At 63.6% G+C, this 17,222-nt stretch carries 15 protein-coding genes; 12 read left to right on the top strand and 3 right to left on the bottom strand.

What is annotated here, in order from left to right:
- Positions 1 to 6 precede the first annotated feature (6 nt).
- Positions 7 to 819 (top strand): ABC transporter ATP-binding protein, encoded by an 813-nt coding sequence (locus tag P3T21_RS13620; RefSeq protein ID WP_429256456.1) that lies wholly within the window; start codon positions 7 to 9, stop codon positions 817 to 819.
- Between the two features lie 48 nt (positions 820 to 867).
- Positions 868 to 1,692, top strand: coding sequence for an ABC transporter permease (locus tag P3T21_RS13615; protein WP_429256455.1), 825 nt, complete (start codon positions 868 to 870; stop codon positions 1,690 to 1,692).
- A 115-nt stretch (positions 1,693 to 1,807) separates the two neighbouring features.
- On the opposite strand, the gene P3T21_RS13610 is transcribed toward P3T21_RS13615, so the two are convergent.
- The gene (locus P3T21_RS13610; RefSeq protein WP_429256454.1) at positions 1,808 to 2,782 is read right to left on the bottom strand and encodes an NADPH:quinone oxidoreductase family protein; all 975 of its coding nucleotides are present in this window, start codon (positions 2,780 to 2,782) and stop codon (positions 1,808 to 1,810) included.
- A 160-nt stretch (positions 2,783 to 2,942) separates the two neighbouring features.
- Between P3T21_RS13610 and surE the strand changes: the two genes are divergently transcribed.
- The 5 genes from surE to P3T21_RS13585 are packed head-to-tail and all read left to right on the top strand — an operon-like array spanning position 2,943 to position 7,677.
- Positions 2,943 to 3,701 (top strand): 5'/3'-nucleotidase SurE, encoded by a 759-nt coding sequence (surE, locus tag P3T21_RS13605; protein ID WP_429256453.1) that lies wholly within the window; start codon positions 2,943 to 2,945, stop codon positions 3,699 to 3,701.
- Positions 3,698 to 4,828, top strand: a complete 1,131-nt coding sequence (locus tag P3T21_RS13600) for a protein-L-isoaspartate(D-aspartate) O-methyltransferase (protein WP_429256452.1) — start codon at positions 3,698 to 3,700, stop codon at positions 4,826 to 4,828. Before surE ends, P3T21_RS13600 begins: the two co-directional genes overlap by 4 nt.
- Positions 4,829 to 4,833: 5 nt before the next feature.
- Positions 4,834 to 5,796, top strand: a complete 963-nt coding sequence (locus P3T21_RS13595) for a peptidoglycan DD-metalloendopeptidase family protein (protein WP_429256451.1) — start codon at positions 4,834 to 4,836, stop codon at positions 5,794 to 5,796.
- A gap of 11 nt (positions 5,797 to 5,807) precedes the next feature.
- A complete protein-coding gene (gene rpoS / locus P3T21_RS13590; protein ID WP_429256450.1) occupies positions 5,808 to 6,899 on the top strand; it encodes an RNA polymerase sigma factor RpoS in 1,092 nt (363 codons plus the stop codon).
- A gap of 4 nt (positions 6,900 to 6,903) precedes the next feature.
- Complete coding sequence (locus P3T21_RS13585; RefSeq protein WP_429256449.1) at positions 6,904 to 7,677, top strand: 3'-5' exonuclease; 774 nt, start codon at positions 6,904 to 6,906, stop codon at positions 7,675 to 7,677.
- Positions 7,678 to 7,699: 22 nt separating this feature from the next.
- On the opposite strand, the gene P3T21_RS13580 is transcribed toward P3T21_RS13585, so the two are convergent.
- The gene (locus P3T21_RS13580) at positions 7,700 to 8,611 is read right to left on the bottom strand and encodes an endonuclease/exonuclease/phosphatase family protein (RefSeq protein WP_429256448.1); all 912 of its coding nucleotides are present in this window, start codon (positions 8,609 to 8,611) and stop codon (positions 7,700 to 7,702) included.
- A 149-nt stretch (positions 8,612 to 8,760) separates the two neighbouring features.
- Here P3T21_RS13580 and rlmD point away from each other — a divergent pair, with 149 nt between their 5' ends.
- The gene (gene rlmD / locus P3T21_RS13575; RefSeq protein WP_429256447.1) at positions 8,761 to 10,107 is read left to right on the top strand and encodes a 23S rRNA (uracil(1939)-C(5))-methyltransferase RlmD; all 1,347 of its coding nucleotides are present in this window, start codon (positions 8,761 to 8,763) and stop codon (positions 10,105 to 10,107) included.
- Positions 10,108 to 10,270: 163 nt separating this feature from the next.
- Here rlmD and P3T21_RS13570 read toward each other — a convergent pair whose 3' ends face one another.
- Complete coding sequence (locus P3T21_RS13570; protein WP_429256446.1) at positions 10,271 to 11,080, bottom strand: outer membrane protein assembly factor BamD; 810 nt, start codon at positions 11,078 to 11,080, stop codon at positions 10,271 to 10,273.
- A gap of 140 nt (positions 11,081 to 11,220) precedes the next feature.
- Between P3T21_RS13570 and P3T21_RS13565 the strand changes: the two genes are divergently transcribed.
- From P3T21_RS13565 to P3T21_RS13550, 4 genes are all read left to right on the top strand, one after another.
- Positions 11,221 to 12,492, top strand: a complete 1,272-nt coding sequence (locus tag P3T21_RS13565; RefSeq protein WP_429256445.1) for an RluA family pseudouridine synthase — start codon at positions 11,221 to 11,223, stop codon at positions 12,490 to 12,492.
- Positions 12,489 to 13,322: a peptidoglycan editing factor PgeF gene (gene pgeF / locus P3T21_RS13560; protein WP_429256444.1), complete on the top strand. Its 834-nt coding sequence runs from the start codon at positions 12,489 to 12,491 to the stop codon at positions 13,320 to 13,322. The genes P3T21_RS13565 and pgeF overlap by 4 nt, the downstream gene beginning before the upstream one ends.
- A gap of 546 nt (positions 13,323 to 13,868) precedes the next feature.
- Positions 13,869 to 15,707 carry a class I poly(R)-hydroxyalkanoic acid synthase gene (gene phaC, locus P3T21_RS13555; protein WP_429256634.1) on the top strand — a complete coding sequence of 613 codons (1,839 nt, stop codon included), beginning with the start codon at positions 13,869 to 13,871 and terminating at the stop codon, positions 15,705 to 15,707.
- Between the two features lie 159 nt (positions 15,708 to 15,866).
- Positions 15,867 to 17,048 carry an acetyl-CoA C-acetyltransferase gene (locus P3T21_RS13550; RefSeq protein WP_429256443.1) on the top strand — a complete coding sequence of 394 codons (1,182 nt, stop codon included), beginning with the start codon at positions 15,867 to 15,869 and terminating at the stop codon, positions 17,046 to 17,048.
- Positions 17,049 to 17,222: the final 174 nt, after the last annotated feature.

Genomic DNA, 17,222 nt, shown 5'->3' with positions numbered 1-17,222 from the left:
CGAACGATGACCGTTGCCGCACTGGCGCTCGAAAACATCACCTGCACGTTCGCTGCGCGCGACGACCGTTCGCAGCGTTACACCGCCGTCAAGGACACGACGCTGCGTATCGCGCCGGGCGAATTCGTGTCGGTCGTCGGGCCGACGGGTTGTGGCAAGTCGACGTTGCTGAACGTGGGCGCCGGCCTGCTCGAACCCTCGTCGGGTGAGGTGACGGTGTTCGGTGAACCGCTGAAGGGCATCAACCGTCGCGCCGGCTACATGTTCCAGGCCGATGCGCTGATGCCGTGGCGCTCCGCAATCGACAACGTCATGGCGGGCCTGACGTTCCACAACGTTCCACTCAACGAAGCACGCAGGCGCGCCGATGAATGGCTGAAGCGCGTCGGTCTCGGCGGCTTTGGCGACCGCTATCCGCATCAGCTGTCGGGCGGGATGAGAAAGCGCGTCGCGATGGCGCAGACGCTGATTCTCGACCCCGACATCATCCTGATGGACGAGCCGTTCTCCGCGCTCGATATCCAGACGCGCCAGTTGATGGAAAACGAACTGCTCGACCTGTGGGCCGCGAAGCGCAAAGCCGTGCTCTTCATCACGCACGATCTCGACGAAGCGATTGCGATGTCGGATCGCGTCGTCGTGCTTTCGGCGGGGCCGGGCACGCGGCCGATCGGCGAGTTCACGATCGATCTGCCACGTCCGCGCGATGTCGCTGAAATTCGCACGCATCCGCGTTTTGTCGAACTGCATGCGCAGATCTGGAGCGTGCTGCGTGACGAAGTACTGAAGGGCTACCAGCAGCAACTGACGGCCGCCTGAGCGCGGCTTTCCACCGACTGACAACTACGTTCAGGGCAAAGAAAAGACATGTGGAAGCGTGTGCGTCCGAATCGCGCCAACCTGGTGATCTGGCAGTGGCTGCTACTCGTGCTGAGCTTTCTGCTCTGGTACGTGCTGACGAGTCCGACGCTGTTGCCCGCGTTCTATTTCGACGATCCGAACAAGGCGGCGTTCTTCTTCGGCGAACCGCAGAAGGTGCTTGTGCGGATCTGGGAGTGGTTCTCGAGCGGGGAGATCTATCTGCATCTGTGGATCACGCTGATCGAGACCGTGCTCGCGTTCGCGTTCGGCACGATCTTCGGCCTGGGTATAGGACTGTGGCTCGCGCTGTCACCGATGGCGAGCGCGTTGTTCGATCCGTACATCAAGGCCGCGAACTCGATGCCGCGCGTGATTCTCGCGCCGATTTTCGGTGTGTGGTTCGGGCTTGGTATCTGGTCGAAGGTCGCGCTTGGCGTGACGCTGGTGTTCTTCATCGTGTTCTTCAACGTCTATCAGGGCGTGAAGGAAGTGAGTCCGGTCGTGCTCGCCAGCGCGCGCATGCTCGGGGCGAATCGCAAGCGGCTGTTGCGCAATGTCTATCTGCCGAGCGCGATGAGCTGGGTGTTTTCGAGCCTGCATACGGCGGTGGGACTGGCGTTCGTCGGCTCGGTGGTCGGCGAATATCTCGGCTCGGCGCGCGGCGTGGGCTATCTGATCTTGCAGGCTGAAGGCACGTTCGATATCAACACCGTGTTCGCCGGCATTCTTGTGCTGACGGCGTTCGCGCTGATCCTGGATGGGATCGTCGGCGTGGCGGAGCGTCGTCTGATGAAGTGGCAACCGAAGAGTGGTGAAACCGAGAAGCTGTAAAAAGCCTGAGAGAAAGCAGGACAACAAAAAGAAAAACGGCGCGCGATCGACGGATCGACGGATCGCGTGCCGTTTTCGTTTCCGGCCGTTTTCGAACGTAACGCTTCAGGACGCTTCAGGGCGTGATGACGATCTTCCCGATCACGCGGCGTTCAGCCATGTCACGCAGCGCGCGCGGCGCGTCTTCGAGCGCGTAGCGCGCCGAAATATGCGGACGCAGCTTGCCTGCTTTCATCCAGCCGAGCATCTGCTCGAAGCCTGCGGCATTGTTCTGCGGCTCGCGACGCGCGTAGTCGCCCCAGAACACGCCGACGATGCTTGCGCCTTTCAGCAGCGTCAGGTTAAGCGGCAGCTTCGGAATCTCGCCGTTCGCGAAGCCGACGACCAGGTACCGTCCGCGCCAGCCGATGCTGCGAAACGCCGGTTCTGAATAAATGCCGCCGACAGGGTCGTAGATCACATCCGGGCCCTTGCCATCGGTGAGCGCCTTGATGCGTTCGCGCAGATCGTCGCGGGTGTAGTTGATCGTCGCGTCGGCGCCATGTTCAACGCAGATCGCGAGCTTCTCGTCCGTCGACGCAGCCGCGATCACGCGCGCGCCGAGCGCCTTGCCGATCTCGACCGCGGCGAGGCCCACGCCGCCTGCCGCGCCCAGCACGAGCAGGGTTTCACCGGCCTTCAGCTGCGCGCGATCGACGACCGCGTGGTGCGACGTGCCGTACGCCAGCGTGAACGCAGCCGCCACAGCAAAATCGGCATCGTCGGGAAGCGGCACGCAGGCGGAGGCGGGCGCCACCGCCTGCTCGGCGAACGCGCCTGAACCCGTGAACGCGACGATGCGCTGTCCGGGTCTGAAATTCCGCACGTCGGCACCGACCGCGCGCACGATGCCTGCGACTTCCGAACCCGGCGTGAACGGCAGCGGCGGCTTCATCTGATATTTGTTCTCGATGATCAGCACATCCGGAAAATTGACGCTGGCCGCCTTGACGTCGATCACGACCTGATCGCCTTGCGGCTCGAGATCGGGAAGCGTTTCGACGGTCAGGCTCTCCGGCGGACCATATTGACTACAGCGAATTGCGCGCATCGTGTCTCCTTATCGATTGTGGCTACGCATAATCATCCGAGTGTAAATCAACCCGAACGACCGTGCGATTCCCGTGCAGCCGCGCCGTGTATTGCGCATCGGCCGGAAGGACGTCTGCGTGCCGTGTTTCATCGCATAGTTCCTCGGTTACAATCGCCGCATGCGAATCCTACTCAGTAATGACGATGGTTATCTGGCGCCCGGCCTCGCCGTGCTTTACGACGCGCTGAAGCCGCTCGCCGACGTTACCGTGATGGCGCCGGAGCAGAACTGCAGCGGCGCGTCGAACTCGCTGACGCTGTCGCGGCCGCTTTCGGTGCTGCGCTCGGCGAATGGTTTCTACTACGTCAACGGCACGCCGACCGACTCCGTGCACATCGCGATGACCGGCATGCTGGATCACACGCCGGATCTCGTCGTGTCGGGCATCAACAACGGCCAGAACATGGGCGAAGATACGCTCTATTCAGGCACCGTCGCCGCCGCGACCGAAGGCATCATGTTCGGCGTGCCGGCCATCGCGTTTTCGCTTGTCGACAAAGACTGGGTGCATCTCGAAGACGCCGCGCGCGTCGCTGCGGAAATCGTTGCGCATTATCTCGATCATCCGCTGCCGGGCCATCCGTTGCTGAACGTCAATATTCCGAATCTGCCTTACGACCAGTTGCGCGAATGGCAGGTGACGCGGCTGGGCAAGCGCCATCCGTCGCAGCCGGTGATCCGCCAGAAAAACCCGCGCGGTGAACCGATCTACTGGATCGGCCCGTCCGGCAGCGCGCGCGACGCGAGTGAAGGCACCGATTTTCACGCGGTTGCGAATGGCCATGTCTCGATCACCCCGCTGCAACTCGACCTGACCCACACGCAGATGCTGCCCGCGGCGCGCGACTGGGCGCGCGCCGGGAGCGGCGCTTCATGACCAGCGAGCGCGCAAAGCGCTTTCCGCTCGGTCTCGCCGATCTCGTGCGTGAGCCGCGCCGGTCCGAGGGCCGGCCTGGTGAAACGCGCGCGGTGGCAGGCATCAAGCCGGTGGTCGCAAGCCCTGCTGCAACGAAGCATTCGACCGCAACGCCCGCGGCAGTGAAGCCCGCGATCGCGAGGCCCTCGATCATTAAACCGGCGAACGCCACGCCCGCGACCGTCAAACCGCTGGCCAGCAAGCCGGCCATCGCCAAACCTGCGACAACTAAACCTGCGATCGCCAGATCTGCCGCAGTGCACACAGCGATCGTCAAACCGGCGACAGTGAAACCCGCGACCGTCAAACCGGCAGCAGTCAAACCCGCGGCCATCAAACCGGCGCAGTTAAAAGCATCGCCGGTCAAACCGTCTCAGATAAAACTGGCCGCGCCGCGTTCCGAGCGCACCGCAGCACCGAACGTCGCGCTGAACAGCGCAATGGCGCTGACCTCGGAACGCGTTCGCGAGCGGATGGTCGAACGCCTGCGGGCTAACGGCGTGAGCGATCAGCGTGTGCTGAAGGCGATGTCGGTTGTGCCGCGCCACATGTTCGTCGATCCCGGTCTCGCGACTCAGGCCTACGAAGATGCGGCGCTGCCGATCGGTCATCACCAGACAATCTCGAAGCCGTCCGTCGTGGCCCGCATGATCGAGCTGGCCGCGGCGGGCCGGCTGCTTGCGAGCGTGCTGGAAATCGGCACTGGCTGTGGCTATCAGGCGGCCGTGCTGAGCCAGGTCGCACGCGATGTCTATTCGATTGAACGTATCAAGCCGCTCTTCGAACGTGCGAAGACCAATCTGCGGCCATTGCGCATTCCGAACATCCGTCTGCATTACGGCGACGGACGCATCGGTTTGCCGGCCGTCGCGCCGTTCGATGCGATCGTGATTGCCGCCGCCGGTCTCGATGTGCCGCACGCGCTTCTTGAACAGCTTGCGATCGGCGGGCGGCTCGTCGCGCCGGTTGGCTCGCAGGAAGGGCAGTCGCAGGTGCTGACGCTCGTCGAGCGCACCGGGCCCGCGCAGTGGCGCGAGTCGCGGCTTGATCGCGTTTTCTTTGTACCCTTAAAATCCGGAGTGATCTGAAACCGATGAGTATGTTGCGCGCGATGCAAACAACCAGCCTGAACGACTCGACCGTCATGACCGTAGCCCGGCGTAGCGCCTGCGTGGTCGCGCTCTCCCTGTTGACGGCCTGCGCGACGCGCTTTGACGCCGCGCCCGTCGTCGACCGCTCCGGTACGGGCGCGATCGGCACGCAGGCCGGCACGTCGGCGACGCAGCCGGCCGTGCCGCTCGGACCGCCGCCTCCGGGTTACTACCGTGTGAAGCCAGGCGATACGCTGTACCGGATCGCGCTGGAGAACGGCCAGAACTATCGCGACATCGCGAACTGGAACAACCTCACCAACCCGAACCAGATCGAAGTCGACCAGTTGCTGCGCGTCGCGCCTCCGGGTGCGAACGTCGCCGCGCTGACGCCGGGCGTCGCTACGTCGCCGATTGGTGGTGGCGGTGTGCAGGCCACGCCGCTCAACGGCGCGGCACCAGGTACCGCGGGCACCTCAGGTGTGACGACGGGTGTCACCGCCGCGCCGCCGGTCTACGGCTCGGGCCTGACGGCCACGACGCCGCCGGTCGCGACGCCGCAAGCCTCCGCAAGCGATGCCAACGCTGCCGCGAACGGCAACGTTGCGTTTGCATGGCCGGTGCGCGGTCCGATCCTCGGCACCTTCGACGATTCGAAGAACAAAGGCGTGAATATTGGCGGTGCGGCGGGCGATGCGGTAAAGGCTTCGGCAGACGGTCGTGTCGTTTATGCTGGAAATGGGCTGCGCGGATACGGCAATCTCATTATCATCAAGCATGACGCGACTTATCTCACCGCATATGCACATAACCGTGCTTTGATGGTAAAAGAGGGTGACGCTGTATCCCGAGGGCAGAAGATTGCCGAGATGGGCAACAGCGATTCGGACCGCGTGATGTTGCATTTCGAAGTTCGCCGGCAGGGCAAGCCTGTCGACCCACTGAAGTATTTGCCGCCGCAATAAGCGATACGACCATGCCGAAATCGAAGCGCCGCCCGCAGCAAGCCGGAACTGAGACAGTCAGCCGTGCCACGCCTGTTTCGGTGGAGGAAGGCGGCGCTGTGAACGACGAAGACAGCGCGGACGAAATCGACAACGCCGCCGACCTTGACGAACGTCAGGCCGGCGCCGAAGAGGCCGGCGACGCGCGCGAGGGCGCAAACGATTCCGTGCCCGACGCGGACGACTTTCGCGCACTGCTTCAGGCGGAACTCACCGCCGACACCATCCAGCATTACCTCAACCGCATCAGCGTCAAGCCGCTCTTGACTGTCGAGGAAGAGCAGCGTTATTCGCGGCTCGCCAAGGCCGGCGAATTCGAGGCGCGGCAGGTGATGATCGAGCGCAACCTGCGGCTCGTCGTCAGTATTGCCAAGGGCTATCTGAATCGCGGCGTGCCGCTGCTCGATCTGATCGAGGAAGGCAATCTCGGCCTGATGCACGCGATCGAAAAATTCGATCCGACGCGCGGCTTCCGCTTTTCGACCTACGCCACGTGGTGGATTCGCCAGAGCATCGAGCGCGCGATCATGAACCAGGCGCGTACCGTGCGGCTGCCGGTTCACGTGATCCGCGAACTGAACCAGGTGCTGCGCGCGAAGCGCCATCTGGAAAAGAATTCGATGAATGCCGGCGCAGCGGCGGACCGCCGTGACGCCAGCATCGACGACATCGCCTATCTGACCGGCAAAACCACCGACGAAGTCACTGACATCCTCGCGCTGAACGAGCACACGGCATCGCTCGACGCGCCGCTCGATCTCGATCCGGCCAGCAGCCTGCTCGACTTGTTGTCCGACGACCAGAGCCAGTCGCCGGATGCCGAGGTGCAGCACCGCGAGCTGGAAACGCTGACACGGGCGTGGCTCGCGCGGCTGTCGGACAAGCACCGTCATGTGATCGAGCGCCGCTTCGGCCTGAATCACATCGAGCCGGCCACGCTGGAAGAGCTCGCCGACGAAATGGGCCTGACCCGCGAACGCGTGCGCCAGATCCAGCAGGAAGCGCTGGTGCGCCTGAAGCGGTTCTTCGCCTCTAACGGTGTTCGCAAGGACGCCGTCTTATAACCTGATGACACCCATTCTTGTTTTCGACATCGAGACGATTCCCGATGTCGCCGGCATTCGCCGTCTCGAAGGACTCCCCGCCACGCTCACCGACGACGAAGTCGCCGAACACGCCTTCGCCGCGCGTCGCGAGAAGACGGGCAACGATTTCCTGCCGCACCATCTGCAGCGCATTGCGGCAATTTCGTGTGTGTTTCGTGACAACGCGGGGTTTCGCGTGCGCTCGCTCGGTACGCTGGCCGATGGCGAGCCGGCGCTGATCCAGTCGTTCTATCGGGTGATCGAGAAGTACACGCCGCAACTGGTGTCATGGAACGGCGGCGGGTTCGACCTGCCGGTGCTTAACTACCGGGCGCTGGTCAACGGCATTCCGGCGTCGCGCTTCTGGGATCTCGGCGAGGACGATCGCGATTTCAAGTGGAATAACTACATCAGCCGCTATCACGCACGTCACACCGATCTGATGGACGTGCTCGCGATGTACCAGGCGCGCGCCAATGCGCCGCTGGATGCGCTCGCGAAGATGTGCGGCTTTCCCGGCAAGCTCGGGATGGACGGCGGCCAGGTGTGGCACGCGTTCCAGCAGGGGCGCATCGAGGAAATCCGCAATTATTGCGAGACGGACGTCGTCAACACGTATCTGCTGTATTGCCGGTTCCAGTTGCTGCGCGGTGGCTTTTCAGCCGCGGAGTACGACGACGAAATCAATCTCGTCAAAAACGCGCTCGCGCAGGAACCGGCGGCGCATTGGGCTGAGTACCTGGCGGCGTTTGGGTAGAAGGTGGCGCACGAACGCATCCTTAATCCAGTTCAAGCACGATCGGCTGATGATCCGATGCGCGCGTCGCGCCGTCGATCTCACAGCTGCGCAGACGGCCGCTCAGATCTTCCGTCGCGAACACGAAATCGCAGGTTAGCGGACCGTTCTTCCACTGCACCGTGTCGTAGACGCCGGCAGTCGGTGGCGGCGTCGCGCCGGGATGCAGTGTCGTCCAGCTGTCGATGAACGCCGGGCTGCCCGGCAGCGGCTCCAGCATCCGCTGATAGGCCTCGCTCTCGAACGCACTGTTGAAGTCGCCGCAGACGAGTGCGCTGACCGGCCGTCCACTCGCAGTGAACGGGCCGATGGCGCCTTCGGCCGCCGCCGGGTGCTTCGCGTGGTCGACGGCTTCCAGCTGAAGCCGCCGCAGTTCGTCGACCTGCGCGAGCCGTTGCGGCAACGAGTAAAACTCCAGGTGCGTTACCAGCACGCGGACTGCGCCGCCCGGCGCGTCCAGCACGGCTTCGAGCGCGACGCGCTGCATCGACGGCGCGGCCGGATCGGCTGGCCACGGTAACGTGTGGTGGATCACACGCTCGACCGGCAGCCGCGTAACCAGCGCGTTGCCGAACTGGCGACGCCGCGATGCGCCTGACGCGCCGGCCGCGTCTGTCGCCTTCAGCGCACCCGATGTACCCGAAACACCCGAAGGCACCGCTGGCAAATCAGCGCCGATCGCTTCCAGCACCGCATACCCGGGCAACAGGCGAGCGAGCTCGGCAAACTGGTCGTCGCCCGGATGCCCGGCCAGCGCGCTGAAGCCGCGCGTGATTTCCTGCAGGCACAGTACGTCGAAATCGGCAAGACGGCGCGCCTCATCGAGTGTATGCGCGAGGTCGACCTTGCCGTCCGCGCTGCGTCCCCACTGCACATTCCAGTTGATCAGCCACATTGTCAAATCTCCGGTGCAGGTTGCGGTTCGTCTACAATCTCGCCTTTCCCCACAAGTCTGTCAGGAAGCCGCAGGTGTCTCGAACTGCCCATCATCGCTCGCGTAGAAACCGCTTCGCGTCCGCGTCCGCCAGAACGGCCGCAGGTGACGTGCCTGTTATTGCCCCCATTCTCGAAATCGACTCGCTCGACATGGAAGCGCGCGGCGTCGGCCGTACGGTCAATGAAGACGGCGAGCCGGGGAAGGTCATTTTTGTCGAAGGCGCACTGCCAGGCGAGCGTGTCACCTATTTGAGTTACCGGAAGAAGCCAAAGTTCGAGCAGGCAACGGTCGTCGACGTGCTGCGCGAAAGCGTGATCCGCACGAAACCGCAGTGCCAGTTTTTCGGCACGTGCGGCGGCTGCTCGATGCAGCATCTGGATATCCGCGCGCAGATCGCCGTCAAGCAGCGCGTGCTCGAAGACAATCTCCTGCATCTCGCGAAGCTGCGCCCCGAAACGGTGTTCCGGCCGATTCACGGGCCGTCGTGGGGCTATCGGTATCGTGCGCGTCTGACCGTGCGGGACATCGAGAAGAAGGGCGGCGTGCTGGTCGGCTTCCACGAAAAGAAGAGCAGCTTCGTGGCCGACATGACGAGCTGCGAAGTGCTGCCGCCGCATGTGTCGGCGATGCTGGTGCCGATGCGTCGTCTGGTCGAAGCGCTGTCCATCCGCGATCGCATGCCGCAGATCGAACTCGCGGTGGGCGAGTCGGTGACGGCGCTTGTGCTGCGCGTGCTGGAGCCGATCAACGCCGCCGACGAACAGCTGCTGCGCGATTTCGCCGACGCACACAACGTGCAGTTCTGGCTGCAGCCGAAGGGACCGGACTCGGTCGCGCCGTTCTACCCGCTCGACGCACAGCTTGACTACACGCTGCCGGAATACAACATCCGGATGCCGTTCAAGCCGACCGATTTCACGCAGGTGAACCACCAGATCAACCGCGTGCTGGTGAGCCGCGCGCTGCGTCTGCTCGCGCCGTCCGCCACGGATCGCGTGCTCGATCTCTTTTGCGGCATCGGCAACTTCACGCTGCCACTCGCACGGATCGCGAAGGAAGTGGTCGGCATCGAAGGCAGCGACGCGCTGACGACACGCGCGCTGGCCAACGCCGAAGAAAATGGCGTCGCGGGTCACACGTCGTTCGCGTGCCGCAACCTCTTCGAAGTCACCGCCGACGATATGCGCGCGCTCGGTCACTTCGACAAGTTCCTGATCGATCCGCCGCGCGAAGGCGCGCTGGCTGTAGCGAAGGCGCTCGCTGAGATCGCGCAGAGCGGCGATGGGCCGTTGCCGAAGCGCATGGTCTACGTGTCGTGCAATCCGGCGACGCTCGCGCGCGATGCGGGTCTGCTGGTTCACGAAGCGGGCTATCGTCTGAAGGGCGCGGGCGTGGTGAACATGTTCCCGCACACGTCGCATGTCGAATCGATCGCGCTGTTCGAGCGGGATTGAGGTAGTGGCGTTGAGGCGGCACTGAGCGATGCGATTTGCATTGCTGCTGAAGTAAACGCGCGCAGATGCAGACGCCACAAACAAAAACGCCACGGTTGTCCGTGGCGTTTTTGTTTGACCCGAGCCGACGAGGCTCAGGCCGCGATCAACGGTAAAGACCCGCTTAGAACTGCCACCAGGACTTTGCCGCGCCTGGACGTGCATGCCCCGTGACATACGGGCTGTCCGGGAACGTGCCGGCCAGCACGCGCTTCGTATCGTCGGCCAGTTGCGGCTGGTCGAGCTTCTGATACGACAGCATCATGATGTGCAGCGCGTCTTCGATTGCCGGCGCGTTCTTGTATTCCTTGATCGCGAGCTGCGCGCGGTTGATCGCCGCCACATACGCGCCACGACGATAGTAGTAGTCCGCCGCGTGCACTTCGTGCGAAGCCAGCGCGTTCACGATGTAGCGCATACGTTGTGCGGCATCCGGCGCGTACTTGCTGTCCGGATATTTATCGACGACCACCTTGAACGCGTCATACGACTCGCGCAGCGACTTCGGATCGCGCTCGCTCATGTCCTGACCGGAGAAGCGGCCGAACAGACCCAGATCGTCATTAAAGTGGATCATGCCCTTCAGGTAGTGCGCGTAGGCGATGTCCGGATGATCCGGATGCAACTGGATAAAGCGGTCGATGGCCTGATCGGCATTCGCCGTTTCGCCGTCTTTCCAGCTGCAGTACGCTACATTGATCTGCGCCTGTTGCGCAAAATGGCCGAACGGGTCGCGGCCTTCAAGCTGCTCGAAGTATTTCGCGCACTTGCCCCAGTCGCCGCCGGTCAGCGCGTCCTGCGCCTCCGTATATAATTTGTTGTTGGTCCAGACGGCGGTCTCGTCCGTCTTCTCGGGCAGGCCGTGGCAGGCTGCCACGATTGCGAGCGCCGCTGCACAGGCAACATATCGGGCCGCGCTTTTCGCTTTCTGCATCGCTGCCCGGCTGGTTGATCGTGCCGCTGCATGGGCCGCTGCCTGTGCCGCTGCTTGTGCCACTGTTTGGGCCGTATTAGTAATGATGTTCAAGGCTCGCATTTTCCAGTCTAGCTTTACGTCCAGGTGACCCAGACTCAATGACCCGCTCAAAAACTCCGGGTACCGCTGCCGGTACCCGGGATAGCAACGAAGATTATAGCCCAAGCGCCGAGCCCGACGACGCGCTGGCAGCCGATTCCCTCGACGACGATCTCGTTAGCGACGTGCTCGTCCCGCAACCCGCGCAGGTCGTCGCAGGCCGGCCGGCCGACGAAACGCCGCGTACCGTGCTGGTGCCGGACGAGATGGCGGGCGATCGCCTCGACAAGGTGCTCGCCAAAGTCTTCCCCGAATTCTCGCGTAACCGGCTGCAAAGCTGGATCGAGGCGCAGCGTGTGCGCGTCGACGGCGCGCCCGCGAAAATCCGTCAGCCGGTGCCGCTCGGCGCCACGATCGAACTGATTCCCGATCTTTTGCCCGAGCAGCTGGCATTTACGCCGGAGCCGGTGCCGCTCGATATCGTCTACGAAGACGACACGCTCGTCGTGATCAACAAGCCGCCTGGGCTCGTCGTCCATCCGGCGGCGGGCAACTGGGGCGGCACGGTGCTCAATGGCCTGCTGTATCGCTACGGCGCCTCGGCGGCCGGCCTGCCGCGCGCCGGCATCGTGCACCGGCTCGACAAGGAAACCTCCGGGCTGATGGTCGTCGCGCGTACGCTCGAGGCGCAGACGGACCTCGTGCGCCAGTTGCAGGCGCGTACGGTGAAGCGTCGCTATCTCGCGCTCGTGTGGGGCAACATGCCCGAGGAAGGCACGATCGACGCACCCATCGGCCGCGATCCGCGCGAGCGCACGCGCATGGCGGTGGTCACGAGCGCGGCGGGCAAGGCCGCGCGCACGCACTTCCGGCGCATCGATTCGACGATGTGGGAACGTCAGCCGGTGTCGGCGATTCACTGCGATCTGGAAACCGGCCGCACGCATCAGATCCGCGTACATTGCGCGCACATCGGTCATCCGCTGCTGGGCGATCCGGTGTATGGGCGCGCCCGCGGCAAGCGTTCCGTGACGCCGCTGCCGGACGGCTTCGCGCGGCAGGCGCTGCACGCATGGCGCCTCGGGTTGATCCATCCGCAGACGGGTCGCTCGATGCAGTGGCGCGCAGACGTGCCGGGCGACATGGCTGCGCTTTCGGCAGCGCTCGGTCTCGGTCGTGACGACGAAGGCGCGTTCGACGATGAATACGACAACGAATACGACGACGGCGAAGACGCGTACGACACATCCCCGGGCGATCTGCCGGACGACGAAGCGCACGAAGACGACGACAGCGAACACGACGACAGCGACAGGGACGAAACACGATGACCGCACCCGACCTGACGCTCGCCGATGTCCTGCAACCCGCGTGGCGCGTGTCGCCGCGCGTGCGCGCGCTGGTGACGACGCGTAACGGTGGCGTGAGCCAGCCGCCGTTCGGGCGCTGGAAGGACGGCGTCGATCAGCCGGGCGGCCTGAATCTCGGTCGCCGCGCGGGCGACGATCCCGCGGCTGTCGAAATCAACCGCGCGCGTCTGCTGGCGCTGACGGGCGCATCGGCTGCCTGGCTCGAACAGATCCACGGCGCGGAGGTGGTGAACGCCGCCGAGGTCCTCGCGGGCGCGCAGCAGGGCGCGGCGCCGGTGCGCGCCGACGCCAGCGTGACCGGTCAGCCGGGCACGATGTGCATCGTGATGATCGCCGACTGCATGCCGGTGCTGCTGTGCGACGCGAACGGTCGCGCAGTGGGCGCCGCGCACGCAGGCTGGCGAGGTCTGGCGGCAGGCATCGTCGAGAAGACCGCGATGCGCGTCGCGGACCTCGCGGGTTCCGGCATCGAAGGGCTGCACGCTTACCTCGGCCCGTCGATTGGACCGACGGCATTCGAGGTCGGGGCAGATGTGCGTGACGCCTTCATGAAGGGTGTCGACGGTGCACAACGCGATGCCACATCTCGGGCATTCGTGCCCCGTGCCGAAGCGGCCGGCAAATACTTCGCCGATCTCCCCGCACTCGCACGCATTCGTCTGAATCAGATGGGTATTACGCAGATCACCGATGCAAATGCCTGTACCGTGACTGAACGCGAGCGTTTCTATTCGTATCGACGCGATTCCGAAACCGGTCGTATGGCGGCGATGATCTGGCTTGCAGATTGAGCGCACGGCAGGCCGATCGAAACCGCGTGGCACCAGGGTTTGCGTGAGGTTGGCGGGCTTGCGGGCCTCGAAATTTGCTGCGCCGCCGGAATCGCGCGCAAAGCGGCGGCAAACTGCGTGGATGGTCGCGTGGTTGAGCCGCATATACGACAATCAGGCCGCCATTAAACGTAAAGCAAGCCTTGTATTCAGGGCTTTTTTTACATGTACCCAAAGCGTCGATAAATTGCGATCTCAACGTCGTTCAAAAGACATGGGGAAAACGATAATTAAAAAAATATCGCACTGCGGCAAAATCGGGATCAAGCATTGACATGCCTTGCAATGGGGAGCAAGAATGTTCCTCACCACGGGGCAGGGCGTGACGAGGTCGCGAGCAATCGCCCACGTGCGCAATCACCTGCCTCTCAACCAGTCCGTCAGGACTTACCGGTCAAAGCAGGTATGGCAGCATCAAAACGTTCTACGACTTCTTCCCGTAAGGCCACTTCATCGGACGCCCCGCAACCGCAGGCCGCACCCGATACCGCGACCCCGCCCGACGGGATGCAGCAGATGCTCGACGCCTGGACAAATGCGTGGCGTTCTGTCGGTAGTGCGGCGCAGCGCCCCGAGGGCAACGCTGCGGCGCCCTGGTGGGCCGGCAGTGGCTTCGCGAACGGGGCGTCGTTCCAGATGCCCGGCATGCCACAGATGCCGTCCTTTCCCGGCATGCCGGATTTCAGCAAGGCCGCGGCGTCGATGTTGCCGATGTCACCGTTTGGCGGCTTGAAGATGCCGTCGGCGGCGATTCCGCCTGAGCGCCTTCAGCAGTTACAGTCCGACTATTCGCGCGAAGCGATGCAGCTGATCCAGCAGGCCGCCGACACGAAGCCGACCATTCCCGAACTGAGAGATCGCCGCTTCAGCGCCGACGCGTGGTCGGCGACGCCCGCGTATGCATTCACGGCCGCGTGGTATCTGCTGAACGCGCGCTATCTGCAGGAACTCGTCGACGCGATCGATACCGATGCGAAGACGCGCGAGCGCATCCGCTTCGCTGTCCAGCAATGGACCGCGGCGGCGTCGCCAAGCAACTTCTTTGCGCTCAATCCGGAAGCGCAGAAGACGCTGCTGGAAAGTCAGGGCGAAAGCCTGCGCCAGGGCGTGATGAATCTGCTCGGCGACCTCCAGCGCGGCAAGATTTCGCAGACGGACGAATCCGGCTTCGTGGTCGGCAAGAATCTCGCGAATACGGAAGGCTCGGTCGTCTTCGAAAACGAACTGCTGCAGCTGATCCAGTACAAGCCGCGTACGGCCACCGTGCGCGAGCGGCCGTTGCTGATCGTGCCGCCGTGCATCAACAAGTTCTACATTCTCGATCTGCAGCCGGCGAACTCGCTGGTCGCGCATGGTCTCGACTCGGGGCACCAGGTGTTCCTGATTTCGTGGCGCAACGCGGACGCATCGATCGCACACAAGACGTGGGACGATTACATCGACGACGGCGTGCTCAAGGCGATCGATATCGTTCGCCAGATCAGCGGACGTGAACAGATCAATACGCTGGGGTTTTGTGTCGGCGGTACGATGCTCGCCACTGCGCTTGCAGTGGCGGCCGCACGTGGCGAACACCCGGTTTCGTCGATGACGCTGCTCACCGCGATGCTCGACTTCAGCGATACCGGCGTGCTCGACGTCTTCGTCGACGAAGCGCATGTGAAGATGCGCGAGCAGACCATCGGCGGCATCGGCGGCGGACAGCCGGCCCTGATGCGCGGCATCGAGTTCGCGAACACGTTCTCGTTCCTGCGTCCGAACGACCTTGTGTGGAATTACGTCGTCGACAACTATCTGAAGGGCCGCACGCCGGTGCCGTTCGATCTGCTGTACTGGAACAGCGATTCGACGAACCTGCCGGGGCCGATGTATGTCTGGTATCTGCGCAACACGTATCTTGAGAACAAGCTGCGCGAGCCGGGCGCGTTGACGGTGTGCGGCGAGTCTGTCGACCTGACGCGCATCGATGTACCGACGTTCATCTACGGTTCACGCGAAGACCATATCGTGCCGTGGCAAACGGCGTACGCATCGGTGCCGCTGCTCACGGGTCCGATGAAGTTCGTGCTCGGCGCATCGGGGCATATCGCCGGTGTGATCAATCCGCCCGCGAAGAACAAACGCAACTACTGGGTACTCAAAGGCGAAGACAGGAACATGCCGGAAACGGCCGACGCCTGGTTTGAACAGGCCGACGAAGTCCCCGGCAGCTGGTGGCCGGAATGGACGGACTGGCTTGACCAGTACGCAGGGAAAAAGGTGAAGCCGCGTGCCGAGCCCGGCTCGGCGGAGCATCGCGAAATCGAGCCCGCACCGGGTCGCTATGTGCTTCAACGCGACGCATAGTGGATGAATGACGCGGCAACGGCGGCAGGAACAGGCGACCGCAGCTGCAGCGTCGGTAGCAAGGTAAAGCGTATTTGAAGCAAGCCGCAATCGAAGCAGATGGATTTTTAACTTGACGGGCTGCGGCGCATTTAACCGCGGTGCCCGGAGGAAATGAAAATGACTGATGTTGTGATCGTATCGGCCGCACGTACTGGAGTCGGCAAATTCGGTGGGTCGCTGGCGAAAATCGCCGCGCCCGATCTTGGCGCGACGGTTGTCCGCGCTGTTCTCGAGCGTGCGGGCCTGAAACCCGAGCAGATCAGTGAAGTCATTCTCGGACAGGTGCTGACGGCAGGTTCGGGCCAGAACCCGGCGCGTCAGGCGTTGATCAAGGCCGGGCTGCCGGCCGCCGTGCCCGGCATGACGATCAACAAGGTGTGCGGCTCGGGGCTGAAGGCCGTGATGCTCGCCGCCAACGCGATCATCGCGGGCGACGCGGATATCATCGTTGCGGGTGGTCAGGAAAACATGAGCGCGGCGCCGCACGTGCTGCCGGGTTCGCGCGACGGCTTCCGCATGGGTGACGCGAAGCTGGTCGACAGCATGATCGTCGACGGTCTGTGGGACGTATACAACCAGTACCACATGGGCGTCACCGCGGAAAACGTCGCGAAGGAATACGACATCACGCGCCAGCAGCAGGATGCGTTTGCCGCGTTGTCACAGAATAAGGCGGAAGCCGCACAGAAGGCCGGCCGTTTCGATGATGAAATTGTTCCGGTTGAGATACCGCAAAGGAAGGGCGATCCGGTACGCTTCGCCACGGACGAATTCGTGCGTCACGGCGTGACCGCCGAATCGCTCGCGGGCCTGAAGCCGGCGTTCTCGAAGGAAGGCACGGTGACGGCAGCGAACGCCTCTGGTCTGAACGACGGCGCAGCAGCGGTGGTTGTGATGTCGGCGAAGAAGGCCGAAGCGCTCGGCCTCAAGCCGCTCGCCCGCATCAAGGCGTACGCGAATGCAGGCGTCGATCCGAAGGTGATGGGCATGGGCCCGGTGCCGGCATCGCGCCGCTGTCTGGAACGCGCGGGCTGGAGCCCGTCGGACCTCGACCTGATGGAAATCAACGAAGCGTTCGCCGCGCAGGCGCTCGCTGTGCACAAGCAGATGGGCTGGGACACGTCGAAGGTCAACGTGAACGGCGGCGCGATTGCGATCGGCCACCCGATCGGCGCGTCCGGCTGCCGGATTCTCGTCACGCTGCTGTACGAAATGCAGAAGCGCGATGCGAAGAAGGGTCTGGCGTCGCTGTGTATCGGCGGCGGGATGGGCGTGGCGCTGGCGCTCGAACGCTATTGACCTCGGGTCGTGAGTGCCGCGGAGGGCGGGGTGGGTACAGCGCCGCGCCCACGCTGGCGCCGGGCGTCATGCAGTTCGCGCGGAGGCGGGATTCCGGCACGCAGTCAGGCAGGGATTCACGCAGGGCAGGAAACGGAGACAGTAGTGGCGAGGAAGGAGGCTGCCAGTCGGCAC

The sequence above is a fragment of the Paraburkholderia sp. GAS334 genome (assembly GCF_050436625.1).
In the GTDB taxonomy this organism is placed as follows: domain Bacteria; phylum Pseudomonadota; class Gammaproteobacteria; order Burkholderiales; family Burkholderiaceae; genus Paraburkholderia.
This window is presented reverse-complemented; position numbering and strand designations above follow the sequence as displayed.